Origin of the sequence: Aeromonas mytilicola subsp. aquatica (assembly GCF_044336385.1) — a bacterium.
GTDB lineage: Bacteria > Pseudomonadota > Gammaproteobacteria > Enterobacterales > Aeromonadaceae > Aeromonas > Aeromonas rivipollensis.
Map to the genome: position 1 here is coordinate 1,913,850 of NZ_CP172298.1, position 24,138 is coordinate 1,937,987.

The 24,138-nt window shown below is 64.4% G+C and carries 20 protein-coding genes; 15 read left to right on the forward strand and 5 right to left on the reverse strand.

Translation table 11 applies throughout. From position 1 onward, the window contains the following. Nucleotides 1–100 precede the first annotated feature (100 nt). The 6 genes from ACFWHB_RS08875 (at nucleotide 101) to ACFWHB_RS08900 (ending at nucleotide 8,714) form a co-directional block, all read left to right on the forward strand. Nucleotides 101–3,163, forward strand: coding sequence for a D-2-hydroxyglutarate dehydrogenase YdiJ (locus ACFWHB_RS08875; protein ID WP_395949985.1), 3,063 nt, complete (start codon nucleotides 101–103; stop codon nucleotides 3,161–3,163). Further along, nucleotides 3,163–3,651 carry a hypothetical protein gene (locus ACFWHB_RS08880; RefSeq protein ID WP_163137438.1) on the forward strand — a complete coding sequence of 163 codons (489 nt, stop codon included), beginning with the start codon at nucleotides 3,163–3,165 and terminating at the stop codon, nucleotides 3,649–3,651. Before ACFWHB_RS08875 ends, ACFWHB_RS08880 begins: the two co-directional genes overlap by 1 nt. A 102-nt stretch (nucleotides 3,652–3,753) precedes the next feature. Next, the gene (locus ACFWHB_RS08885; protein WP_395949986.1) at nucleotides 3,754–4,215 is read left to right on the forward strand and encodes a hotdog fold thioesterase; all 462 of its coding nucleotides are present in this window, start codon (nucleotides 3,754–3,756) and stop codon (nucleotides 4,213–4,215) included. A gap of 180 nt (nucleotides 4,216–4,395) precedes the next feature. After that, on the forward strand, nucleotides 4,396–6,276 hold the full coding sequence (locus tag ACFWHB_RS08890; protein ID WP_162520224.1) for a DEAD/DEAH box helicase: 1,881 nt from the start codon (nucleotides 4,396–4,398) through the stop codon (nucleotides 6,274–6,276). A gap of 210 nt (nucleotides 6,277–6,486) precedes the next feature. Then, a complete protein-coding gene (locus ACFWHB_RS08895) occupies nucleotides 6,487–7,404 on the forward strand; it encodes a LysR family transcriptional regulator (protein ID WP_395949987.1) in 918 nt (305 codons plus the stop codon). Between the two features lie 104 nt (nucleotides 7,405–7,508). Next, entirely contained in the window at nucleotides 7,509–8,714 is a 1,206-nt protein-coding gene (locus ACFWHB_RS08900; RefSeq protein ID WP_395949988.1) for an MFS transporter, read from the forward strand. A 65-nt stretch (nucleotides 8,715–8,779) separates the two neighbouring features. Here ACFWHB_RS08900 and ACFWHB_RS08905 read toward each other — a convergent pair whose 3' ends face one another. Together ACFWHB_RS08905 and rnt are read right to left on the reverse strand one after the other, a co-directional pair. After that, nucleotides 8,780–10,102: a Na+/H+ antiporter family protein gene (locus ACFWHB_RS08905; protein WP_234676288.1), complete on the reverse strand. Its 1,323-nt coding sequence runs from the start codon at nucleotides 10,100–10,102 to the stop codon at nucleotides 8,780–8,782. Nucleotides 10,103–10,375: 273 nt separating this feature from the next. Next, on the reverse strand, nucleotides 10,376–11,038 hold the full coding sequence (rnt, locus tag ACFWHB_RS08910) for a ribonuclease T (RefSeq protein WP_167402244.1): 663 nt from the start codon (nucleotides 11,036–11,038) through the stop codon (nucleotides 10,376–10,378). 285 nt (nucleotides 11,039–11,323) lie between these two features. Here rnt and ACFWHB_RS08915 point away from each other — a divergent pair, with 285 nt between their 5' ends. After that, the gene (locus tag ACFWHB_RS08915) at nucleotides 11,324–12,199 is read left to right on the forward strand and encodes a flagellar protein MotY (RefSeq protein ID WP_395949989.1); all 876 of its coding nucleotides are present in this window, start codon (nucleotides 11,324–11,326) and stop codon (nucleotides 12,197–12,199) included. A gap of 155 nt (nucleotides 12,200–12,354) precedes the next feature. On the opposite strand, the gene suhB is transcribed toward ACFWHB_RS08915, so the two are convergent. Then, nucleotides 12,355–13,158 carry an inositol-1-monophosphatase gene (gene suhB / locus ACFWHB_RS08920; RefSeq protein WP_106886543.1) on the reverse strand — a complete coding sequence of 268 codons (804 nt, stop codon included), beginning with the start codon at nucleotides 13,156–13,158 and terminating at the stop codon, nucleotides 12,355–12,357. Between the two features lie 200 nt (nucleotides 13,159–13,358). On the opposite strand from suhB, the gene ACFWHB_RS08925 reads away from it, so the two are divergent. The 8 genes from ACFWHB_RS08925 (at nucleotide 13,359) to emrD (ending at nucleotide 21,668) form a co-directional block, all read left to right on the forward strand. After that, a complete protein-coding gene (locus tag ACFWHB_RS08925) occupies nucleotides 13,359–13,814 on the forward strand; it encodes a hypothetical protein (protein WP_395949990.1) in 456 nt (151 codons plus the stop codon). Nucleotides 13,815–13,945: 131 nt separating this feature from the next. Then, nucleotides 13,946–14,554, forward strand: a complete 609-nt coding sequence (locus tag ACFWHB_RS08930) for a glutathione S-transferase family protein (protein ID WP_395949991.1) — start codon at nucleotides 13,946–13,948, stop codon at nucleotides 14,552–14,554. A 31-nt stretch (nucleotides 14,555–14,585) separates the two neighbouring features. Beyond that, nucleotides 14,586–15,248 (forward strand): glutathione S-transferase family protein, encoded by a 663-nt coding sequence (locus tag ACFWHB_RS08935; RefSeq protein ID WP_395949993.1) that lies wholly within the window; start codon nucleotides 14,586–14,588, stop codon nucleotides 15,246–15,248. 210 nt (nucleotides 15,249–15,458) lie between these two features. Then, nucleotides 15,459–16,985, forward strand: a complete 1,527-nt coding sequence (locus ACFWHB_RS08940; RefSeq protein WP_395949994.1) for an ABC transporter substrate-binding protein — start codon at nucleotides 15,459–15,461, stop codon at nucleotides 16,983–16,985. After that, on the forward strand, nucleotides 16,982–17,944 hold the full coding sequence (locus ACFWHB_RS08945) for an ABC transporter permease (RefSeq protein ID WP_395949995.1): 963 nt from the start codon (nucleotides 16,982–16,984) through the stop codon (nucleotides 17,942–17,944). The genes ACFWHB_RS08940 and ACFWHB_RS08945 overlap by 4 nt, the downstream gene beginning before the upstream one ends. 2 nt (nucleotides 17,945–17,946) lie before the next feature. Then, on the forward strand, nucleotides 17,947–18,753 hold the full coding sequence (locus tag ACFWHB_RS08950) for an ABC transporter permease (protein WP_395949996.1): 807 nt from the start codon (nucleotides 17,947–17,949) through the stop codon (nucleotides 18,751–18,753). Continuing rightward, the gene (locus ACFWHB_RS08955; RefSeq protein WP_395949997.1) at nucleotides 18,750–20,180 is read left to right on the forward strand and encodes an ABC transporter ATP-binding protein; all 1,431 of its coding nucleotides are present in this window, start codon (nucleotides 18,750–18,752) and stop codon (nucleotides 20,178–20,180) included. The genes ACFWHB_RS08950 and ACFWHB_RS08955 overlap by 4 nt, the downstream gene beginning before the upstream one ends. 288 nt (nucleotides 20,181–20,468) lie before the next feature. After that, nucleotides 20,469–21,668 (forward strand): multidrug efflux MFS transporter EmrD, encoded by a 1,200-nt coding sequence (gene emrD, locus ACFWHB_RS08960; RefSeq protein ID WP_111913213.1) that lies wholly within the window; start codon nucleotides 20,469–20,471, stop codon nucleotides 21,666–21,668. A gap of 115 nt (nucleotides 21,669–21,783) precedes the next feature. Here the strand turns inward: emrD and ACFWHB_RS08965 are convergent, their stop codons facing one another. Beyond that, nucleotides 21,784–22,929 (reverse strand): Gfo/Idh/MocA family protein, encoded by a 1,146-nt coding sequence (locus tag ACFWHB_RS08965; protein WP_395949998.1) that lies wholly within the window; start codon nucleotides 22,927–22,929, stop codon nucleotides 21,784–21,786. After that, the gene (locus tag ACFWHB_RS08970; protein WP_262110700.1) at nucleotides 22,926–24,023 is read right to left on the reverse strand and encodes a sugar phosphate isomerase/epimerase family protein; all 1,098 of its coding nucleotides are present in this window, start codon (nucleotides 24,021–24,023) and stop codon (nucleotides 22,926–22,928) included. The genes ACFWHB_RS08965 and ACFWHB_RS08970 overlap by 4 nt, the downstream gene beginning before the upstream one ends. Nucleotides 24,024–24,138 lie beyond the last annotated feature (115 nt).

Here is a 24,138-nt window from a genome sequence, read left to right on the forward strand (position 1 = left end):
CTGGCCCCATGGCTCTAAAACAAGAGCGCCCCGAAGAGGCGGAAGGCCAGTCGTTGTCGCCGGAATGCCGGCATCAAGCAAAGGATGGGAACAAGGATTCATGATCCCGAGACTCGATTACCAGGACAGTTTGTCACCTACAACCCTGCAGTTTCTTGAGTTGCTGGCGCGATCAGCATTTCGTGGTGATATCGAAAAGTCTTATGCAAGCCGGTTGGCGATGGCGACGGATAACAGCGTCTATCAGGTAGTACCTCAGGCGGTTCTCTATCCGCGCAGCGCGGATGATATTGCGGTGATGCTCAAGCTGGCTCAGGGGCCAGAGTACGCCACCTTGAGTTTCTTCCCTCGCGGCGGCGGCACCGGCACCAATGGCCAGTCCCTGGGCGGCGGCATTATCGTCGATCTCTCGCGCCATATGAACCAGATCCTGGAAATTAATCTGGAGCAGGGCTGGGTGCGCGCCCAGGCCGGGGTGGTGAAGGATCAGCTCAACGCCTACCTCAAACCCCACGGCTACTTCTTCTCGCCGGATCTCTCCACCTCCAACCGCGCCACCCTGGGCGGCATGGTCAACACAGATGCCTCGGGGCAGGGGTCACTCGTCTACGGCAAGACCTCGGATCACGTGCTCGGCCTCAAAGCCGTGCTGGAAAACGGCGACATCATGGCGACCGAGCCGGTGAACGGCCAGCGCCTGGCAGACAAGCTGGCCCTCGAGAGCCGCGAGGGGGAGATCTACCGCACCCTCTATCGCATAGGCCGCGAGCGGCGCGCCGACATAGAGGCGACCTTCCCCAAGCTCAACCGCTTTTTGACCGGTTACGATCTCAAGCATCTTTATATTCCCGAGAGCGATACCCTGGATGTGAGCCGGGTGCTGTGCGGCTCTGAAGGGTCGCTGGGCTTCATCACAGAGGCTCGCCTCAACATCACCCCCATTCCGCGCTACCGCACCCTGGTCAACGTCAAGTACGACAGCTTCCCATCCGCCCTGCGCAATGCCCCCTTTATGGTGGAGGCTCACGCCCTGTCGGTGGAGACGGTGGACTCCCGGGTGCTGGGGCTTGCTCGCGCCGACATCATCTGGCATTCGGTCAAAGAGTTCATTCAGGAGGTGCCCGGCAAGGACTTGCAGGGGCTCAACATAGTCGAGTTTGCCGACACCGACGAAGCCGAGCACAAGGCCAAGGTGGCCGAGCTGTGCCGCCGTATCGACGGCCTGCTGGCCAAGGGGGAGGCGGGCATCATCGGCTATCAGGTGTGCAGCCACCTGCCGAGCATCGAGACCATCTACGGCATGCGCAAGAAGTCGGTGGGGTTGCTCGGCAACGCCGAGGGGCGCAAGAAGCCGGTGGCCTTCACCGAAGACACCGCCGTGCCGCCGGAGTCACTCGCGGACTTTATCATGGAGTTTCGTGCCTTGCTGGACGGCCACGGCCTCGACTACGGCATGTTTGGCCACGTGGATGCGGGGGTGCTGCACGTGCGCCCGGCGCTGGACTTGTGCGACCCCGAGCAGGAGGTGCTGCTGCGGCGCATCTCCGATCAGGTGGTGGCGCTCACCGCCAAATATGGCGGCCTGATGTGGGGGGAGCACGGCAAGGGTTTCCGCTCCGAATACAGCCCCGCCTTCTTCGGTGAGCTGTGGGAGGAGCTGCAGCGGGTCAAGGGGGCCTTCGATCCCGCCAACCGCATCAACCCGGGCAAGATCTGCATCCCTTATGGCAGCGGCGCCGAGCTGGTCTCGGTGGACGGGCCCAAGCGCGGCAAGTTTGACCGCCAGATCCCGATCGCGGTGCGGGAGAGCTACACCCGCGCCATGGACTGCAACGGCAACGGCCTCTGCTTCACTTTCGAGACCGACTCCCCCATGTGCCCCTCGGTCAAGATAAGCCGCGACCGCCGCCACTCTCCCAAGGGGCGGGCCGGGCTGATGCGCGAATGGCTGCGCCAGCTGGCGGAGCAGGGCTTCGACCCGCTCGCGCAAGAGGTGGCCCTGCAAAGCGGCGGTTTGTCTATCAAGGCCATCATCGACAAGACGCGCAACACCCTGGCCCGTGCCCGCGGCCAGTATGACTTCTCCCACGAGGTGATGGAGGCGATGGAGGGGTGCCTGGCCTGCAAGGCATGCACCAGCCAGTGCCCCATCAAGGTGGACGTGCCCACCTTCCGCGCCCGCTTCATGCAGCTCTACCACAGCCGCTATCTGCGCGGCCCCAAGGATTACTTCGTCGGCACCGTCGAAGCTTACGCCCCGCTGCTCGCCAAGGCCCCCAAGCTGGTCAACTTCTTCCTGGAGAAAGAGTGGGCCCAGAAGGCGACCGAGAAGAGCATCGGCATGGTGGATGTGCCGCTTCTGAGCATCCCCACCCTGGCCGAGGAGCTGCGTGATCACAAGGCCCGCTATTTCGATCTGCCGGGCCTCGAGGCCATGAGCCCAGAGCAGCGCCGACAAGTGGTGCTCATAGTGCAGGATCCATTTACCAGCTATTACGACGCCCCCGTGGTGCGGGATCTGGTGAGGCTCGCCAGCAAGCTGGGCTATCAGCCCTACCTGCTGCCCTTCAAGCCGAACGGCAAGCCCCAGCACGTGAAGGGGTTCCTGCGCGCCTTCGCCCGCACCGCCGCGAGCGGCGCCCAGTTCCTCAACAAGATGGCGGCGCTGGGCATCCCCATGGTGGGGGTGGATCCCTCCCTGGTGCTCTGTTATCGCGACGAGTATGTGAAAGCCCTGGGCCCCGCCCGCGGCGACTTCCAGGTGTTGCTGCCCCAGGAGTGGCTGCTCTCTCTTCCGGCCCCGCAAGTCAGGACCGCAGCGAAAGAGCCGGAGCAGGCCGAGCCCTGGTATCTGTTTGCCCACTGCACCGAGAAGACCGCCAAGCCCTCGACCCACGGCGACTGGGGCACCTTGTTCCAGCGTTTTGGGGCCAGCTTGCGGCCTGTGTCTGTGGGCTGCTGCGGCATGGCCGGCACCTATGGCCACGACGCCAAACAGGTCGACAATTCCAAGGGGATCTATGGCCTCAGCTGGGCCGAGCCCCTGGCACGACTGCCCAAGGATCGTTGTCTGGCCACAGGTTACTCGTGCCGCAGCCAGGTCAAGCGGATGGAGGGGGAGAAACTCAAGCATCCGCTGCAGGCGCTGCTGGAACTGCTCTGATGCTGCGCTTCCCCAAGCGGTTTCGGGTGCCGCAAGCCTATCGGCACCCGGACTTTCTGCTGCTGCCTGCCAGTCCGAGCCAGGCGGTGGTGGAGTTCGTTGCCATGCTGCGTGAGCGGGAGCAGTTGCATCGGCTGTTTCGCCCGGATGATGTCTGGCCCTCGGCCCAGTTCAGCCTGAGTCAGCACGAGGCCGATCTGGAGTGGCAGTGCTCGGAGTTTCTCGCCAAGCGCTCCTTTGCCTATGGCCTCTGGAGCCCGGAGCGGGAGCCCGAGTTCTGGGGTGGGGTCTATCTCTACCCTTCGGTGCTGCCTGAGGTGGAGGTGGAGCTCTTCTTCTGGAAGGTGGCCGAGGCTCCCCTCGCTGACGCCGTGCTGGAGGCCGAGCTGCGCGCCTGGCTGGGCAAGGTGTGGCACTGGCATCACCCGCGCCTGCCGGGGCGTGAGCTGCCCTGGGCCGAGTGGCCCGGGGTGACCTACCCCTGGTGATGCAAGGTACTTGTCAAGATGCCCCGGTTCGGGGCATCTTTTTTCTTCTTCGCCGACACGGCTCGTGTCCAACCCATTGATCACATAAGGAGTCTGCTCGCCATGAGTCAAGAAAATACCCCCATCTGGCGCAAGCCCATGAGCCTCGAAGGGCTCAATGCCAGCTCCCGCAACACCCTGATGGCCCACCTTGGCATCCTCTATACCGCCTTTGGGTCCGACTGGCTCGAGGCCAGCATGCCGGTGGATCACCGCACTCATCAGCCCCTCGGCATGCTGCACGGCGGCGCCTCTGTGGTGCTGGCGGAGACGCTGGGGTCGCTGGCCGCCAATATGGCAGTGGGGCCAGATAGCTACTGTGTGGGGCTGGAGGTGAATGCCAACCATCTGCGGGCCAAACGGGAAGGGGTGGTGACAGGGTGTTGCGCGCCGTTGCATCTGGGAGCGACGACCCAGGTGTGGCAGATTGAAATCCGGGACGAACGTGGGCGTTTATTGTGCACCAGCAGACTGACCATGGCGGTGCTCAAACACAAGCGGGACAAGGACTCCGGCGAGGAGTGATCTGCAATAACGCACCATGGGTGCAAAATAAGCAAGCCATAGTCGCGAGATCCCTCTATAATTGCCAACGTCTTGAGAGGCTTATCACATTTTTCAAGACAGCAGAACAAAGTGGCGCTATAATCGCCGCCTTTTTGCTATTCCGCGGTGTTAGCCGCCTGCCTTAATCTGGAAGAATCTATGTCTGATACCGAACAACTGCCCCTTTTTAGTGAGCTTGGACTGGCCGCGCCTGTATTGAAAGCGCTGCAAGACGTGGGCTATGAGCGCCCGTCACCGATCCAGGCCGCAGCAATTCCCCACCTGATGGCGGGACACGATCTGCTGGGGCAGGCGCAAACCGGTACAGGGAAGACCGCTGCTTTTGCCTTGCCTCTGTTGTCTCGTCTGGAAGCTGGTAACCGTAACACTCAGATTTTGGTGCTGGCACCGACCCGTGAGCTGGCGCTGCAAGTTGCCGAGGCGTGCCAACGTTACGCCAAGCACATGCCTGACTTCCATGTCCTGCCCATCTACGGTGGTTCCTCTTACGAAACCCAGACCCGCGCCTTGCGCCGTGGTGCCCAGGTGGTCGTCGGTACCCCGGGTCGTGTGATGGATCTGATCCGTCGCAAGAACCTGGACCTCTCCGGCCTGAAAGCCCTGGTACTGGACGAAGCCGATGAAATGCTGCGTATGGGCTTCATCGACGACGTGGACTGGATCATGGAACAGTGCCCGGCCACCCGTCAGGTTGCCCTGTTCTCTGCCACCATGCCGGACCAGATCCGTCGTGTTGCCCAGAAGCACCTGAAGCAGCCGAAAGAGATCAAGATCATCACCAAGACGTCCACTGCACCGACCATCCGCCAGCGCTACTGGCAGGTAACCGGTCTGCACAAGCTGGACGCCATGACCCGTCTGCTGGAAGTCGAGCCGTACGAAGCCGTACTGGTCTTCGTGCGCACCAAGAATGCCGCCGAAGAGCTGGCTGGCAAGCTGGCCGCCCGTGGCCACGCCTGTGAAGCCCTGCACGGTGACATCCCGCAGAAGCTGCGTGAGCGTACCGTCGACAAGCTGCGTCAAGGCCAGCTGGACATCCTGATCGCCACCGACGTCGTCGCCCGTGGTCTGGACGTCGAGCGCATCACTCACGTGGTGAACTACGACATTCCTTACGACACCGAATCCTACGTTCACCGTATCGGCCGTACCGGTCGTGCCGGTCGTAAAGGCGAAGCCATCCTGTTCGTGGCTCCCCGCGAGCGCCGCATGCTGCGCGCTATCGAGCACGCCACTCGTCAGGCCATCGAGCCGATGAAGATGCCGAGCACCGAGGACATCAACCAGCACCGCATGACCAAGTTCAAGGAGCGCATCCGGGAAACCATGATGGGCGAAGAGCTTGAGATCTACGTGAACTTGGTGAACGAGCTGATCGAAGAAGATTCTGCCGATCCGCTGGAGCTGGCTGCCGCCCTGGCCAAGCTGGTGCAGGGTGACCAACCGCTGCTGCTGGATGACTCCATCACTGAACCGGCAAGCGACCGTGCTGGCCGTGAGTTCGAGCGCCGTGACTTCGGTGATCGTGCTCCCCGTGATTTCGGTGACCGTGGCGATCGTCCTGCCCGTCGCATGCCGTCCCTGGAGCCGCGCCCGCTCAAAGACAATCCTGACGTAGAGATGGAGCGTTACCGCGTAGACGTGGGTGCCCATCACGGCGTCAAGCCGGGCCAGATCGTGGGCGCCATCGCCAACGAAGCGAACATCGAGAGCCGTTTCATCGGCAACATCGACATCGCCGATGACTTCTCCACCGTCGATCTGCCCAAGGGCATGACAGCCGATGTGCTGGAAGTGATCAAGAAGGCCCGTGTCTGCCAGCGTCCGCTGCAGATCACTCGCTACACCGAGGTGCCGGCTGGCAGCAACACCGCCCCCCGTCCGCCCCGCAGCGATCGTCCCTTCAACAAGGACCGCCGTCCCAGCGGTGACCGTCCGTTCAACAAGAGCGGGGAGCGCCGTGAAGGTGGCTTCAACAAGGATCGCAAGTTCGGTGGCAACAAGCGCCGCGACAGCTAAGTCCAGACCTGATTGATGAAAGGCCGCTCCATGAGCGGCCTTTTTTTGTGCGCCTCGTTCGGACAGGCCAATCGCTCAAGACACCGAGGAGGATGGCAAGCTGCCAACCCGTGGAGTGCGGTCGAGGGGGCGGGATGTTACCTTGTGCCACTGGATGCCGGCGGCGCAAGGTGAGACGCCGCCGGGCGGTGACGGGCAGGGGAGAGACGAATGGATAGATTGGGGGTGATGGAGGTCTTCGTGCTGGCGGTGGAAACCGGCTCCTTCTCGGCGGTGGGGCGACGGCTGGGGCTGGGTCAACCCACTGTCTCCAAGCTGATTGCCCAGCTGGAGGAGCGTCTTGGCAGCCGCCTGCTGCTGCGCTCGACCCGTGGTCTGGCCCCCACCGAGGCGGGGGAGGCCTATTATAGGCGCGCCAGGGAGATATTGGCGCAGGTCAACGAGGCCGACGCCATGGTGCAGCAGTGCCGGGCTGGCCTGAGTGGCCGCCTGCGGGTGAGCGCGCCCGTCACCTTCGCCCGCCTGCACATCATCCCGCACCTGTCGAATTTTCTCAGGGAGCACCCCGGGCTGGAGCTCGAGATCCTGCTGGATGATAGCAACGTCGATCTCATCTCGGCCGGCATCGATGTCGCCTTGCGGCTCGGGGAGCAGGCGGATTCGGCGCTGGTGGCCCGTCGTCTCTCCCGCTGCGAGATGCGGGTGCTGGGCACCCCGGCCTACTTTGCTGCCAAAGGCATGCCAGCCTCCCCCCAGGGGTTGCAGGATCACGATCTGGTGCTCTACAGCCCCAAGCCCGGCATGGGGCAGCAGTGGCTGTTTTGCCGGGGCGACGAACGGATTGCGGTGCGACGTCGGGGACGGTTGACGCTCTCGGCCGCCGAGGGGATGCGGGCTGCCGTGCTGGCGGGGCTCGGGCTCGGCATCGCCTCCGAGTGGATGTTCGCCCCCGAGCTTGCCCAGGGGGAGGTGGTGGTGGCGCTGCCGGGGTGGCAATTGCCGACGCTGGAGCTCTGGACCCTGCTGCCGGCAGGTCGCGAACTCAGCGCCAAGGCGCGCGCCTTCCTGACCTTCGTGGCCGGGCTGCCCAGCGTGGGGCAGGGGTCGGAGCATGCTGGGGGGGAATAGGTGTTATGGCGGGGCGCCTGCTACTGCCGCCCCGTGTCCCTGGGTAGGCTGTGCTCATCCAGCCCGTGCCTGCACGGGGTTTATTCATCTATGAGGATGGCATCATGAGTTCATCAATCTCCACCGAGCGGGCCGCCATGGCGAGCAGCACGCCCGGCCCCGCCCTTGTCTTTGCCATGGCCCTCTCCTGCGGTCTGGCGGTCGCCAACATCTATTACAACCAGCCCATGCTGGCGGTGATGGCGCAGGATTTTCCCGGCCAATCCGCCATCCCCCTGATCGCCATGCTGACCCAGCTCGGTTATGCGGCCGGCCTGTTGCTGCTGGTGCCGCTCGGGGATGTCGTCGAGCGTCGCTGGCTCATTCTGGGGCAGTTCGTATTGATTGCATTGGCCTCCACCATGGCGGCCATGGCCACGGGGCCGACCATGTTGATGCTGGCCTCAGTTCTGCTCGGGATAGGCGCCACGGCGGCCCAGCAGATAGTGCCGGTGGCGGCCACCCTGGCCGAACCGGCCAGGCGAGGGGCCGTGGTCGGCAGCGTGATGAGCGGCCTGCTCGGCGGCATCCTGCTCAGCCGTACGTTGGCGGGCCTTGTCACCGCCTATGGAAGCTGGCGCGCCATGTTCTGGCTCGGGGTGCCGCTGGCCCTGCTGGGGGGCCTGCTGATGGCCCGGATGATCCCGCTGGGGTTGCCTCGCTCCACCCTGAGCTATGCCCGCCTGCTGCACTCCCTCATCGGCTTGTGGCGCCAAGAGCCCGCCTTGCGCCGCGCCACCTTGACCCAGGCCTTGCTGTTTGCCTCCTTCAGTGCCTTCTGGACTGTGTTGGCCTTCTACCTCGCCGATCCCGCCTACGGACTCGGGGCCGAGATCGCTGGGCTGTTCGGGGTGATCGGCGTGGCGGGGGTGGTGGCTGCCCCGCTGGCAGGACGGATGGCCGACAGGCTGGGAGCAAGGCCAGTGGTGCTGGTGGGCACCCTGCTGGCGGTGCTGGCCTGGATCCTGTTCGAGACATGGCTCTCCCTGGTCGGGCTGGCGCTCGGGGTCATCTTGCTGGATCTGGGTGTGCAGAGTGCGCTCGTCGCCCATCAGCAGCACATTTATGGCCTGAGAGCCGAGGCGAGGGGGCGGGTCAATACCCTCTTCATGACGGGCATGTTCCTGGGAGGTACGCTCGGCTCAAGCCTGGCCATGCTGGCCTGGCAGCAGGGGAGCTGGGTCGGTGTGGGTTGGGTGGGCCTCGCGCTGGCGCTGATGGCCTGCTTGACCGCCCTCGCCAGGAAGCGGAGTCTGCAACCGGCCTCCTGAGACGAGTGCCAGAGACAATAAAGGCGACCCTGGGGTCGCCTTTCATCTGCCTGCGTGGTGCCGTGTCAGAGCACCATGGCGGCTATCCAGCCGAAGATAATGAGCGGGATGTTGTAGTGGATGAAGGTGGGCACCACGCTGTCCCAGATGTGGTCGTGCTGGCCATCGGCGTTGAGGCCCGAGGTGGGGCCCAGCGTCGAGTCGGAGGCAGGGGAGCCTGCATCCCCCAGTGCACCTGCGGTGCCGACCAGGGCTATGGTCGCCATGGGGGAGAAGCCGAGGTGGATGCACAGGGGCACATAGATGGTGGCGATGATGGGCACTGTGGAGAAGGAGGAACCTATCCCCATGGTGATGAGCAGGCCCACCAGCAGCATCAGGAAGGCGGCCAGCCCCTTGTGGCCCGCCATCATGCCGGAGACGGACTGCACCAGGCTTTCCACCCCGTGGGTCTCCTTCATCACGGCGGCGAAGCCGGCGGCGGAGATCATGATGAAGCCGATGAGGGACATCATGCGCACGCCCTGGGTGAAGGCATCCTGGCTCTCGCGAAACTTGATGACGCCACCGCAGGTGAAGATGATGAAACCGGCGAGGGCCCCCAGCACTATGCTGTTGGTCATCAGCTGCAGCCCCAGGGCGACGGCGATGGCCAGCAGGGCGACCCAGATATGGCTAAGGTTCAGTTCGACGGTTTCCGGCTCGGCGGCCAGGATCTTCTCCAGATCATACTGGCGCGGCTTGCGGTAGGTGATGAACACGGCCACCAGCAGCCCGATGAACATGCCAAGCACCGGAATGGCCATCGCCAGCGGCAGCTGGCTGAACTCGACCGCCACCCCGTTGTCGATCAGGTTCTTGGCCAGGATGTTGTTGAGGAAGATGCCACCAAAACCTACCGGCAACAGCATGTAGGTCGCGGTCAGGCCGAAGGTGATGACGCAGGCCACCTGGCGGCGATCTATCTGCATCTGGGCCATGACGTGCAACAGCGGCGGGATAAGGATTGGAATGAAGGCGATGTGGACCGGGATCAGGTTCTGGGAGGAGATGGAGACCCCCAGTACCGAGGTGAGCAGCAGGCTCTTGACCCAGAGGATGCGGGACGAACTGGCATCCTTGCCGAGCTGGCTGATCACCTTGCGGGCCAGCAAGTCGGTGATCCCGGAGCGGGAGATGGCCACCGCGAAGGCCCCCAGCATGGCGTAGGAGAGGGCGATTTCTGCGCCGCCACCCAGTCCGCCGGTGAAGGTGCTGAGGGTCTGTTCGAGGGAGAGGCCGCCGAGCAGGCCGCCGACGATGGCGCCGATGGCGAGAGAGACCACCACATTGATCCGCAGCAGGCTGAGCACCAGCATCAGCGCCACCGCGATAACAACAGGATTCATTTGATTTCCTTATAGATTGTGTTGCTGTCTGTCGGGGGAAAGTCAGCTAGTTTGCGAAAAACGTGACAAATGTCGAGAAAAAAAACGGCAAAATGGCCTCTTCACGGCATTCCTGCCGAGCTAATCCAGCGCTGTCGGGATGGAATGCTGAAAACGGTGCTGGATGACCCTGTTTATGCCGTTCTGGTCAAACCAGATGCCCGGCGGTGGCTCCCCTTACGACCTCATGGAAAGAGGCTGCCAAGGCAGCCTCTTTCTCATGCCCCAATGGCACTACTGGGGGTTGTCATCGGCGGGCACGTCCTCTGGATTGGCCAGGGGCCAACCCCCCAGGCTCTTCCAGCGGTTGACGATATGACAGAACAGCTCGGTGGTGCGCTCGGTGTCATAGAGGGCGGAGTGGGCCTCTTTGTTGTCAAAGGGGATGTTCGCACTCTGACATGCCTTGGCCAGCACCGTCTGCCCCAGGGCCAGGCCCGAGAGGGCCGCGGTGTCGAAGGTGGCGAAGGGGTGGAACGGATTGCGCTTGAGACCGGCCCGCTCGGCGGCGGCCATCACGAAGCCGTGATCGAAGGTGGCGTTGTGGGCCACTATGATGGCCCGGCTGCAGTCGCTCTCCTTCATGCCCTTGCGCACCCCCTTGAAGATCTCGGTGAGTGCTTCCTTCTCGTCCACGGCGCCGCGCAGTGGATTGAAGGGGTCTATGCCGGTGAACTCCAGGGCGGCCTTCTCCAGATTGGCCCCTTCGAATGGCGCCACATGAAAATGGAAGATCTGATCGGGCATGAGCCAGCCCTGCTCATCCATCTTGAGGGTATAGGCGGCGATCTCCAGCAGGGCATCGGTCTTGGCATTGAATCCGGCGGTTTCAACATCGATGACGACGGGGTAAAAGCCACGAAAACGGCCCTTGAGGGTGTGAACGGCGTCGGTCATGGTATCTCGGTCGGCGTGAAAGGAGGCGGCATTATGGCAAAAAAGCCGGCCCTTGTCCCTCCTGCGCCGCCATGAGTACATCAACCGCTTCTATTGTCAGCAGTTGCGCCGGCCATGGGGCTTGGCGCAGACATTGATGACAATGATTTTCTGGAGGGGCGGGATCGCTGGCGACACCCATGGCGACGACGAGCCGATGGCGCCTGCCGCCCCTTGCGTGTTTTGCCCTAAAGCTTGGCTTGCCACTGCCGATAGTTAATCCGAGATAGTATGGAGGGCAAGCCGTTGAATGCTTGGGTGTTAGGGTTGATCAGCATATCCGTGAGTATGCAGTTGCAGGCGGGAGTGACCGAGTTCGGTGCCGGCCTGGATCAATCCGTCTGGCGGTTGACCTCGGATACCCAGGTGGAGTGCCGTCTCGAACACCCCATTCCCCGCTGGGGCACGGGCGCCTTCGTCAGCCGGGCGGGTCGCAAGATCAATCTGGACTTCGAGCTGAAGGGGCAGCGGCCGCAGGCCAGGACCCAGACGGTGAGCCTCGGGATCATGCCTCCCAACTGGCGCCCCGGTGTCTCCGGACGCCAGATAAGCCAGTTGCAGTTTTATCAACAGTTTGACGGCCTGGTGGCGGGGCAAACCGCCTGGACCATGCTGGACGAGCTGGAGGGGGGGCGCATGCCCACCTTCCAGTACAGAGACTGGTATCGCCAGGACAGGCCGGTGCGGGTGTCGCTCTCCTCGGTCAACTTCAGGGTCAAGTACCAGGCCTTCATGGATTGCCTGAGTGGCCTCTTGCCCTACAGCTTCAACGACATCGCCTTCAGCGTGCTCTCCTATGACAAGAACAGCGATCAGCTGTCGCCAGCCTCCAGGCGGCGGCTGGCGCTGATCGGCGATTACGTGAAGGCGGACAAGAGCATAGATGTGGTGGTGATCGACGCCTACAGCGACAGCTACGGCGGGCGCTGGCCCAATCAGAAGCTCTCCGAGAAACGGGCAGATGCCATCAAGCAGGTGTTTGTGGATCTCGGCATCGAGGAGGGCAAGATCTCGGTGGAGGGACACGGCGAGAAACAACACGTGGCCTCCAACGAGACGGACACGGGCCGAGCCAAGAACCGGCGGGTAGTGATCAACATGGGGCGTAACGGCACCATCTAAAGTGAAGGGGGCCGTACGTCCTTGCTCATCTGAAACGGGGCAGGGGCCAGGTCCAGGCTGCTGCGGCTCATTATCCCGATCACAGAGATAAAAAAATGCCAGTCGGCTGGGCCGACTGGCATTTTTTTCAAGGGTTCGCGACTTACTTGGCCAGCTTATTTAGCCAAAGAATCCGGCAGGTTTTCGCGGATCTTGCCGAGCATCTCTTTCAGGACGCGCGGGTTGGCAACCACTATGTTGCCGGAGTTTTCGTAGTTGTGACCACCCACGAAGTCGGTGACTATGGCACCGGCTTCCTTGGCCAGCAGCTCACCTGCGGCTGTTTCCCAGGGCTTCAGGCCGATTTCCCAGAAACCGTCGATGCGGCCGGCGGCCACATAGGCCAGATCCAGCGCAGGGCAGCCGGCGCGGCGGATATCGGCACATTCGATGAACATGCTCTGGAACATCTTCAGGTACGGCTCGATGTGGTGCTTCTGCTTGAACGGGAAACCGGTGGCCAGTACGGTGCCAGCCATCTCTTTGGCCTTGCCGACACGGATGCGGTAGCCGTTCAGCTGGGCGCCGTTGCCACGGGTGCTGGTAAACAGCTCGTCACGAATGGGATCGTAAACGACGGCTTGTTCGGTCTTGCCCTTGACGCGCAGGGCGATGGAGACGGCAAAGTGCGGAATGCCCTTGACCAGGTTGGTCGTGCCATCCAGTGGGTCGATGATCCATTGGTAATCCGGATTGGTACCGGTAATCTCACCAGACTCTTCAGCCACTATGCTGTGTTCCGGGTAAGACTTCTTGATGGTGTGAATGATGGCCGCTTCGGCTTCACGGTCAACGTTGGTCACGAAGTCGTGGCTGCCTTTTTGGATAGCCTCGATGTTCTCGGGCTGGGAGAAGGCTTTTACTACAACTTGACCGGCGTTGCGCGCAGCGCGCACGGCGATATTCAGCATCGGATGCATAGGTTCACCACTGGATGTTAAAGAACGGGGGATAAAAGGACGCGGTATCTTACCAAGATATTCTGGAATAGCAACCATGGTACCCGCATTCGGTCATGGCGGGAGCTGGCAGATCTGACGGCTCCAATAAAGACCTGTTATCGGCTAGTCTTATCGCGACAGCCGGTTAACAGGCTGTGGTGAGCATAGGGACATGAGCCATGAATCTGTCATTAGTCAGTCAAAAACCGTCGGCAGCGACGACATTGGGGGTGCTGGCCGCACTGTGTGCCGCCAGCGGATACGGGGACTACTTCACCGAGGTGAGGGTCGCACAACCGGATAGGTGGCAACCGTCGAAGGAGGAGGCGGCCATCTTGCTGCTGGAAGAGGATGATGCGGCATGGCCGGAGCCGGTCTGGCCCGCCAGCGGCATTGCCCTGGGCTTGCCCGTGCTGCCCCTGCTGGTGCATCGACAATATGACAGCCCTCCCCAGGGGCCGGATGTCAGGGACCCGCGCTTTTACTTCGTTTCCAATGGCATAGTGCTGGATGAAACTGAACTCGCGGATCCCGCCTGCAGCCTGGTCCTGCAGAGCAAGTTAGAGTCCTATTTCCCGCTTCTCTCCCGCCTCATCCTGCTGCGTCAGCGTCAACCCCTGGTGCTGTGCAGCTGATTGTTACCCCCCTTCTTTGGGCTGTTCAAGCGGCGCAATATTTGTCATAACAGACCGATATTGCGCCGCTTGTCTGTTGTCCCCCGTGGGGATGGGAAGCGGCCCGCTGTGTTCCCGTCAACGGAGGTGAGATGAAGGTCTATGAGTTGAAACGTGCCCCCAATGCCCGCCGGGTCAGGATGTTTCTGGCGGAGAAGGGGGTCGAGATGACCTATCAGCAAGTGGATCTGGGGGCAGGGGAGAACCTTGAACCCGCATTTCTGGCCAAGAACCCGGCGGGGCGCATTCCTGTGCTCGAACTCGATGATGGCACCTGTCTCAGTGAGACTGTGGCCATCTGCCGCTACTTCGAGGAGCTCAACCCCGAGCCCAACCTGTTTGGCAACACGGCGCTGGAGCGCGCCACCATAGAGATGTGGAGCCGTATCGTCGAATTCAATCTCTGGCTGCCCACCGGCATGGCGTTTCGTCACATCACCGGCTTTTACCAGGATCGCGAGACCGTCTTCCCCGAGTGGGGGGAGGAGTGCAAGCAGCAGGCCCTGGCATGGTTTGCCAGGCTCGATGCCCGTCTTGCCGAGGTGCCCTATGTGGCAGGAGATCGCTTCACCATCGCCGACATCCTGGCCCTGTGCACCATCGACTTTGGCAAGGTCGTCGGTCTTCGCATCGCCCCGCACCAGCATTATTTGCAGGCCTGGCATGAGCGGGTGAGCGCCCGTCCCAGCGCCCAGGCCTGATCATTACGTTTGAATGTCCAAGGAGTCCAAGATGATAGATTTGTACACAGCCGCCACGCCCAATGGGTTCAAGGTGTCGATCGCCCTCGAGGAGCTGGGCTTGCCTTACAAGGTGATCCCGCTGGATTTCTCGACCATGGAGCAGAAGAAGCCCGAGTTTCTGGCCATCAACCCCAATGGCCGCATCCCTGCCATCGTCGATCGGGATAACGGTGACTTCGCCGTGTTCGAATCCGGCGCTATCCTGCTCTACCTGGCGGAGAAAACCGGCAAGCTGCTGCCGCAAGATCCCAAGCGCCGCTCCCAGGCCATCCAGTGGCTGATGTTCCAGATGGGCGGCGTCGGCCCCATGATGGGGCAGGCCAACGTCTTCTACCGCTACTTCCCCGAGAAGATCCTGGCGGCCATAGAGCGCTACCAGAAGGAGGGGCGCCGTCTGTTCGAGGTGCTGGACGGTCACCTGGCACATCATGAGTACCTGGCCGACGAGTACAGCATCGCCGACATCGCCACCTGGCCCTGGGTGCGGATCTATGACTGGAGTGGCATCTCAATCGAGGGTCTGCCGCATCTGCAGGCCTGGATGGCGCGCATGGAGGCCAAGCCCGCCTGCCAGAAGGGCATCACCATACCGCCGCGCAACGAAAGCCCCGAGGATCAGGTCAAGCGGGCGCAGCAGATGGTGACTCGCTAGCATGATGACGATGGCCCGATGACGGGCCATCTCTTCTTATGATCGCCGCCCCATTGCCTGCCCTTCACGCCTGCTGTGCCTCTCACCTGCTCCCTCCTTTCTTCTTTTAAATAAGCCATTTATCAAAAATGAAAAGTCATTCATTCCGATTAATTGTTATGTTATAACGCCAGATATTGGTTGGTAATCATTATCGTTTGGATGGAATGGATGACAAAAATACACAGCTGTTCGGGATGGTGCGCACTGGCACTGCTGGTGGGGATGAATGCCGCTCACGGCAAGCCGCTGGCCATGGTGGGGCCCTGGGAGATCCACAGTGTCGATCCCGCCAGCAACGGGGTCTTCTTTACCCGCATGCAGGTGGCGGAGACTCTGGTAGAGGTCGACAGCCAGGGTAATCTGCAACCCGGACTCGCCAGCCAGTGGTCAAGCTCCGGGGATGGTTTGCAATGGCGATTCACCCTGCGCCCCGGGGCCCGCTTTCACGATGGCAGCGAGGTGAGCGCCGAGCAGGCCGCCTTTGCCCTGCAGCAGGCCAGGCGCAAGCCCGGCGTCATGACCAGCGCCCCCATAGCGTCCATTGAGGCCCACGAGGGGGCTCTGCTGGTCACCCTCACCGGCCCCTTCGCCCCCCTGGCCGCCGTGCTGGCTCACCCCAGTACCCAGATCCTGGCGAAGAATGCCTATGACGCCAAGGGGGAGGTGACCCAGGTCATCGGCTCAGGCCCCTATCGCATCATACGGTTGCAGCAGCCCCAGCGGATAGAGACAGTGCGTTTCGATGGCTGGCAGGGCCCCCAGCCTGCCATCTCGCAGGTGAGCTACCTGACGGTGGGCCGTGCCGAGAGCCGCACCCTGATGGCCGAGAGCGGTCAGGCCGACATCGCCTGGGGGCTGGATCCGGTCAGCATCCGCCGCTTGCAGCAGGCGCCCCGGGTCGCCATCGCCTCCGTCACCCTGCCGCGCACCATACAGCTCAAGCTCAATGGGGCCGATCCTCTTCTGAAGGATCCAGCGGTGCGCCGCGCCCTCAGTCTCGCCATCGATCGCAGTGGCATGGCGGCGGCCCTGCTGCGGGATCCCGAGATGGCGGCGACCCAGCTCTTCCCTCCCACCCTGGGGGAGTGGCATCAACCCGGGCTGACCCCGCTCGCCTATGACGTCAAGGCAGCTCAGGCGGCCTTGGCGGCGGCAGGCTGGCTGTTGGGGGCGGATGGCGTGCTGCACAAGGGGGAGGAGCGTTTCGCCCTGACCCTGCGCACCTTCCCGGATCGCCCGGAATTGCCCCTGCTGGCCACGGCACTGCAGGCGCAGTGGAAGGCGGTGGGGGTGGATCTCAAGGTGGCGGTGGGCAACTCGAGCGAGATCCCGGCCGGTCATCAGGATGGCTCGCTCCAGCTCGGCCTCTATGCCCGCAACTATGCCCTGGTGCCGGATCCCCTGGTCACCCTGTTGGGGGATCTGGCCCCCGCCGGTGCCGACTGGGGGGTGATGAACTGGCAATCCCCGACCATGGAGCAAACACTGGCCCGCCTTGGCAAGGAGACCCTGCCCGCCGGGGAGGCCGCGGCACTGCGCCGTGACATCGCCACCACCCTGCAGCAGGAGTTGCCGATCCTGCCCATCGCCTGGTATCGCCAGAGCGCGGCAGTCAGCCGTGAGTTGAAGGGCTTTGAGCTGGATCCCCAGGAGCGCAGCTACCGTCTGGACATGCTGACATGGAGCGCACAATGACAGCGACGCCCTTCTCCGCCGTCATGGGGATCCTGGGTCAGCGGCTGGTGCAGGCGCTGATGGTGGCCCTGCTGGTGGCCGGGCTCTGCTTTCTGATGGTGCAATCCCTGCCCGGGGACCTCGCCTTTCGCATCGCCGCGGGACGCTATGGCTATGACTATGTCACCGCCGAGGCCGCCAATGCGGTGCGCAGCGAGCTGGGGCTGGCCGGTTCGGCCCTCTCCCGCTTCGCTGACTGGCTGGGGGCCCTGCTGCAGGGGGATCTCGGCAGCTCCCTGGTGACGGGGGCGCCTGTGGCAAGGGAAGTGGCTCACCACCTGGGGGCCACCCTGTCCCTGGCGGTGGCCGCCGTGGCCCTGGCCCTGGTGGTGGCGCTGCCGCTCGGCAGTCTGAGCGCCCTGCGCCCCGGGGGATGGTGCGATCGCCTGACCCTGGGCTGGAGCGTGCTGATGCGTGCGCTGCCTCCCTTCCTGCTCGGCCTGGTGCTCATGGTGCTGCTCTCGGTGGAGCTGGGCTGGGTCAGCGCCGCCGGTCACGGGGAGGGGAGCAACCTGCTGCTGCCCGCCCTCACCCTGGGGCTGGGGCTCTCGGGGGTACTCTCCCGGGTGGTGCGCGAGAGCGTGCTCACAGTGGTGCAGTCCGGCTATTACCGCTTCGCCCTGACCAAGGGGCTCTCGCCCGCCCGGGTCTTCAGGCGTCACGGCCTGCGCAACAGCGGGGTCGGCGTCATCGCCTATACCGGCGTGCAACTGGTGCTGCTGATCGAAGGGGTAGTGGTGGTGGAGAGCCTGTTCGCCTGGCCCGGCATCGGCCATGCCCTGGTGCACGCCATCTTCTGGCGCGACATCCCCATGGTGCAGGGAACCGTGCTGGTGCTGGCGGCGCTCTTCGTGCTGCTCAATACCCTGACGGATCTGCTCTGTCACGCCATCGATCCCCGCGGTCCCAAGGAGTCCTGATCATGTCTTTCTCTGTCAAGGCAGGAGCAAGCCTGCTCCTGCTGGTGGTGCTGTTTGCCCTGCTGGGCCCAATGCTCTGGCCTGATCCCGCCGCCCAGGATCTGGCGCAGTTCCTGGCCGAGCCCTCCTGGCAGGAGCCGCTCGGGCGCGATCAGATGGGCCGCAGCCTGATGGCGCGGCTCGCGGCGGCGACTCGGCTCTCCCTGCTGCTGGGGATGCTGTGTGTCCTGACGGCAGCCCTGCTGGGATCCTTGCTGGGCTGGCTCTCCGCCTGGCGCGGTGGCTGGGTTGACGGCCTGCTGCGCAGCCTGGCCGACGGTGTGCTGGCCCTGCCGAGCCTGCTGCTGGTGCTGCTCTTCTCCGCCGTGGCACAGGGGGGCTTCGCCATCCTCTATCTCGGGCTGGCCATGGCCCAGTGGGTGGAGTACTACCGCGTGGTGCGGGCCCGCAGCCGGGCGCTGCTTGCCTCGCCCCAGGTGGAGGCATCCCGCCTGCTGGGCTTTGGCAACGGCCACATAGTGCGCCGTCACCTCTGGCCCGAGCTGGCCCCCCAGCTGCTGACCATGATGGCCTTTGGCCTCGCCGGGGCCATCCTGACCCTCTCGACCCTGGGCTTCGTCGGGGTGGGCATCCAGCCGCCCACCCCGGAGCTTGGCCTGATGATGACGGAGGTGCTGCCCCACTATCAGGAGGCGCCCCGCCTGCTGCTGGCTCCCATACTGGTGATGGGAATGATGCTGCTGGCCCTGGTGCTGCTCAATCAGAAGGGCACTCTTCACACCCCATCCCCACAAGGAGTCACCCCATGACGACCATTCATATCAAGGGCCTGCAGGTGGATGACGGCCGGCAGACCCTGTTGCAGGCGCTGGATCTCACCCTGCTCCCCGGCTCCGCTTTGACCCTGATAGGGGAGAGCGGCTCGGGCAAATCCCTGCTGGCCCATGCCCTGATGGGGACCCTGCCCGCTCCCCTGAGCGGCCGGGGTGAGATGGCGATGGGCGGCCGGCGCCACAGCCTGGCGGACCCCCAGGCCCTGCGCGTCCTCTGGGGGCGGGAGCTGGCCATGCTGCCCCAGGAGCCTGTGCTGGCGCTGGACCCCACCATGGGGCTGCTGCCCCAGGTGGAGGAGGGCTGGCTGGCGGGAGGCAAGGAGGCGCGCTCGCGGGCGCGGGACGCCCTGGCGCGGCTCGGGCTCGCCGGGCGGGAGCGCCACTTCCCGCACCAGCTCTCCGGGGGTATGGCCCAGCGCGCCGCCTTTGCCGCCGCCACCCTGGGGCAGGCCCGTTTGCTCATCGCCGACGAGCCCACCAAGGGGCTCGACAGCCGGGCCAGCGCCAGGCTGCAAACATTGCTGCAGGGCTATCTGACCGAGGGGCGCCACCTGCTGACCATCACCCATGATCTCTCCCTGGCCCGGGCGCTGGGGGGCTGGGTGCTGGTGGTCAAGGGGGGTGAGATAGTGGAGCAGGGGCCCGTCGAGCAGGTGCTGCACACGCCTTCCCATGCCTACAGCCGCGCCCTGCTGGCGGCAGAGCCGTCCGCCTGGCCCGAGGCGGTGCATCCCCCGACCGGCGACTGGTTGCTCAGGGGCGAGGGGCTGACCATGGGGTATGGCGAACAGACCCTGTTCGAGGGGCTGGATCTGCCACTGGCACAAGGGGAGCGGCTCGCCATCATGGCGCCGAGCGGCGCGGGCAAGAGCACCCTCGGCAATGTGCTGCTGGGGTTGCAGCGCCCGCTGGGAGGGCGGGTATTGCGCCAGGGGGGCATAGCCCCCCACCGCTGGCAGAAGCTCTATCAGGATCCGGTGCTGGCCTTCGCCAGCCGGGTGCGCCTCGCCACCCAGTTTGACGATCTGCTGCGCCTGCACAGGCTGCCCCGCCAGCCCCTCACCGACTATCTGGCGAGGCTAGGCCTCGATGAGCGGCTGCTGACCCGGCTGCCGAGCCAGGTGTCGGGGGGAGAGCTGCAACGGCTGTCGCTGATCCGGGCCCTGTTGCTGCGCCCCGTGCTGCTCTTTGCCGATGAGCCCAGCTCCCGGCTCGATCCCCTGAGCCAGCAGCAGACCATCGCCTGCCTGCTAGGGGCGCTGGGGGAGATAGGCTGCGCCCTGCTGCTGGTGACCCATGACGAGGCGCTGGCGGGCAAGGTCGCCAGCCGCTGCCTGCGACTGGGGGCGGCAGGCGCACCCGAGCAGGGGCTGGCGCCCACCGGGTTGAGGCGGGTGGGCTAAGGGGAGCGAGGCGCCTGGGCACAGGCGTCCCGCTCCCTTTCGATGTCAGTTCGACGGGGCCGCTGGCCCCGTCACATTAGAAAAACTTGGGAAAGCAGATTATAAAGATTCGTTCGTTTTTTGTGACATGAATCACTAAGATCACCGCAAGCCAAAGAGCGTCCTGCTCCTGGCGGGTGCGGGTCCTCCGCCTTGCGTTTCACCTTTGATCGACCCTGTTTATTGGATCCCCTCTGCGGTTTTCTGCCAGAGGCGGGCAGCTTTTCGATGATTTTTCGGGACTGAGATATGTATCGGCACAGTTTTTATCCGCTGTTTTTCCTGACAATTCTGATGGTCGCCGTGGGCCAGATGACCCAGACCCTCTATGTGCCCTCCATTCCCATGATGGCGGGGGACTTTCATGTGGCCTCCGGCCAGTTGCAGGCGGTGATGGCCTGCTACCTGATCCCGTACGGCCTCTCCCAGTTCGTCTACGGTCCGCTGTCTGATCGCATCGGCCGCCGCCCCGTGCTGCTTATCGGCATGATGGTGTTTCTGGTGGGCACCCTGACCATTCAGCTGATCCCGCACTTTGCCGCCCTGCTGGCCGGCAGCTTCATCCAGGGGCTGGGCACGGGGGCCGGTGGTGCCATGAGCCGGACAGTGATGCGGGATCGCTACAGCGGCGCCGAGCTCAACCGCGCCAACAGCCTGGTGAGCATGGGGGTGATCTTCTCCCCTCTGCTGGCACCCGTACTGGGGGGCTGGCTGACCGAGCTGTTCAACTGGCGCGCCGGCTACTGGTTCCTGTTCGGCTTCGGCGCCCTGACCACCCTGGCCCTGCTGGCCTGGTTTGGCGAGACCCTGCCGGCGAGCGCCCGTCAGCAGCCACTGCGGGTCGGCGCCGCCTACCGCCACGTGCTCGGCAACCCTCGCTTCCAGGGTAACCTGCTCTGCCTGATGGCGACCTTCGCCGGACTCGCGGTATTCGAGGCGGCGGCCGGGGTGCTGCTCGGCGACGTACTCAAACTGAGCGCCCGCACAGTGAGCGTGCTGTTCGTGTTGCCGCTGCCCGGCTACCTGTTTGGCGCCTGGCTCTCCGCCCGCTTGAGCTTCCGGCTGAGTCAGGGCAAGCTGATGCGCCTTGGCATCGCCTTCCTGGGGCTGGGGGCCCTCATCATACTGGTGCCAGGCCTGTTCGGGCTGGTGAGTGCTGCCTCTCTGGTGGGCGGCGCGGCCGTCTACTTCATCGGCAGCGGCATCCTCTACCCGACCGCCACTTCCTGCGCCATCGAGCCCTTCCCGGGTCAGGCGGGCACCGCCGGGGCCATCCTGGGAGGCATGCAGAACCTGGGGGCGGGTGTCGTCACCCTGCTGGCCGCCAGCTTCCCCATGGAAGGGCAGCTGACCCTGGGGGCCATCATGGTGGTGATGGTGCTGATCGTGGCCTTGAGCTTCCTCTGGCTGCGCCACCATGGCTCCCCCCACGAGCAGATGGCCGTCTGAGTGCATCCAGGTCAGGTGAAGAGCCCGCCCTCGTCGGCGGGCTTTTTATTGTCCGGCACCTGAAGGGGAGGGCCGCCCGCCGGTTTGCGGCGGGGCTGCCTTCCGCCATGGCGGGTCAGGAGAGCGGCTGCCAGCGTCCATCGGCGGCGTGGCTGGCCAGGCTGGTCTCGATGAAGCGCATCCCCGCCACCCCGTCTTCCACAGTGGTGAGCGCCAGGCTCTCGGGGGGCGGCGCCTCCCCGGCCGCCAGGGCGTGGATCTGCAAGGCCGCGTCCGTATAGAGCTGGGCAAAGGCCTCCAGATAACCCTCGGGATGACCGGCGGGTACCCGGCTGGCATGGGCCGCCGCCGGGCTTGCCACCCGGCCCCGGGTCAGCCGCTGGCTGGTGCCGCCAATGGGGGTAAGCCAGAGCTCATTGGGTGCCTCCTGGCGGAAGATCAGGCTGGCTTTATCGCCATAGAGGCGGATCTGCAACCGGTTCTCCTCGCCGCTGGCGACCTGGCTGGCGTTGAGCGATCCGCGCATCCCCTGGGAGTAGCGCAACCAGACCTGCAGATGATCGTCCACCTGGCGCCCCGGCACGAAGCTGTGCAGTTCGGCAGCGATCTCATTTGGCAACTGCCCGGTGATGAAGGCCGCCAGCTGGTAGGCGTGGGTGCCGATGTCGCCGAGGCAACCGGCTCGCCCGGCGCGGGCCGGATCGGCCCGCCAGTCAGCCTGTTTGTTCTGACCCGGGGGGATGGGGTTGGCGAGCCAATCTTGCAGGTATTCCACCTGAACGTAGCGCAGCTCGCCGAGCTCACCGGCGGCGACCAGCTGGCGGGCGTGGCGCACCATGGGGTAGCCCGAATAGGTGTGGGTCAGGGCAAACAGCCGCCGCTGCTGGCGGGCGAGGCGGGCGAGTTCCTCCCCCTCGGCCAGGGTCAGCGCCAGCGGCTTGTCGCAGATAACGTGAATGCCGGCTTCGAGAAAGGCTGTCGCCACCGGGGCGTGCAGGTGGTTGGGGGTGGTGATGGCCACCACCTCTATGCCGTCGGGTCTGGCCGCCTCGGCTTGGGCCATCCGGGCGTAATCCTCGTAGGCGCGGGCCGGATCCAGCCCGAGGACGAGGGCGCTCGCCCGGGCATTGGCGGGATCGGCGGAGAGGGCGGCGGCGAGCAGCTCATAGTGATCGTCCATGCGGGCCGCCAGTCGATGCACGGCGCCGATGAAGGCTCCCTGGCCGCCGCCGACCATGCCCAGACGCAGTCGTCTTTTCATTTATTCTCTCCCATCTTGCCGCCCGAACTGCCGCTCAGGTCATCGCCGAGGCCAAGCAGGCTTCTGATCGCCTCCCGCGCCAGGCCGCTGCCGGCGAAGTCATCGAAGGGGCGCTCGGCGACCCGGATAATATGATTGCGGATGAAGTCGGCCCCCTCGGCGGCGCCATCCTCCGGGTGCTTGAGGGCGCACTCCCACTCCAGCACGGCCCAGCCGGGGTAGTCGTACTGGGCGAGCTTGCTGAAGATGGCGCCAAAGTCTATCTGGCCATCCCCCAGGGAGCGAAAGCGTCCCGCCCGCCCGAGCCAGGGAGCATAGCCCCCATAGACCCCCTGGCGTCCCGAGGGCCTGAATTCGGCATCCTTCACGTGAAAGGCGCGCACCCGCTCGTGATAGAGGTCGAGGAAGGCGAGGTAATCGAGCTGCTGCAGCAGCATGTGGCTGGGGTCGTAGAGCACGTTGACGCGGGGATGATCGCCGGTTGCCTCGAGGAAGCGCTCCAGCGTGGCGCCATCGAACAAGTCCTCCCCCGGGTGCAGCTCGTAGCAGACGTCCACCCCGGCCTCGTCAAAGGCATTGAGCAGAGGGAGCCAGCGGCGGGCCAGCTCGGCGAAGGCCTCCTCGACGAGGCCGGCGGGCCGCTGGGGCCAGGGGTAGAGATAGGGCCAGGCGAGGGCGCCTGAGAAGGTGACGTGGGCGTTGAGGCCAAGCCTTCGGGAGGCAATGGCCGCCGCCTTGAGCTGATCGGCCGCCCACTGGGTGCGGGCGGCGGGCTTGCCGCGCAGCGCCGGGGGGGCGAAGCCATCGAACAGGCTGTCATAGGCGGGATGGACGGCCAGCAGCTGGCCCTGCAGGTGGGTGGAGAGCTCTGTGATGACCAGCCCCCGCTCGGCCAGCAGGCCGCTTATCTCGTCGCAATAGTCCTGGCTGGCCGCCGCCCGGGTCAGATCGAACAGGCGCGGGTCCGTCGGCAGTTGCAGGCCGCGAAAGCCGAGGCCGGCGGCCCAGTCCGCCAGGCCGGTGAGGGTATCGAATGGCGGCTGCTCCCCCATGAACTGGGCGAGGAAGATGGCCGGTCCCTTGATGGTCTTCATGGGCACTCCTGAATAAAGGCAGTTAACCCCCCCCGGCCTCCCCCTTCACAAGGAGGAGGAGTAAAAACTCCCTCCCCTGCGAAGGGGAGGGTTGGGGTGGGGTCTGGGCTCCCGT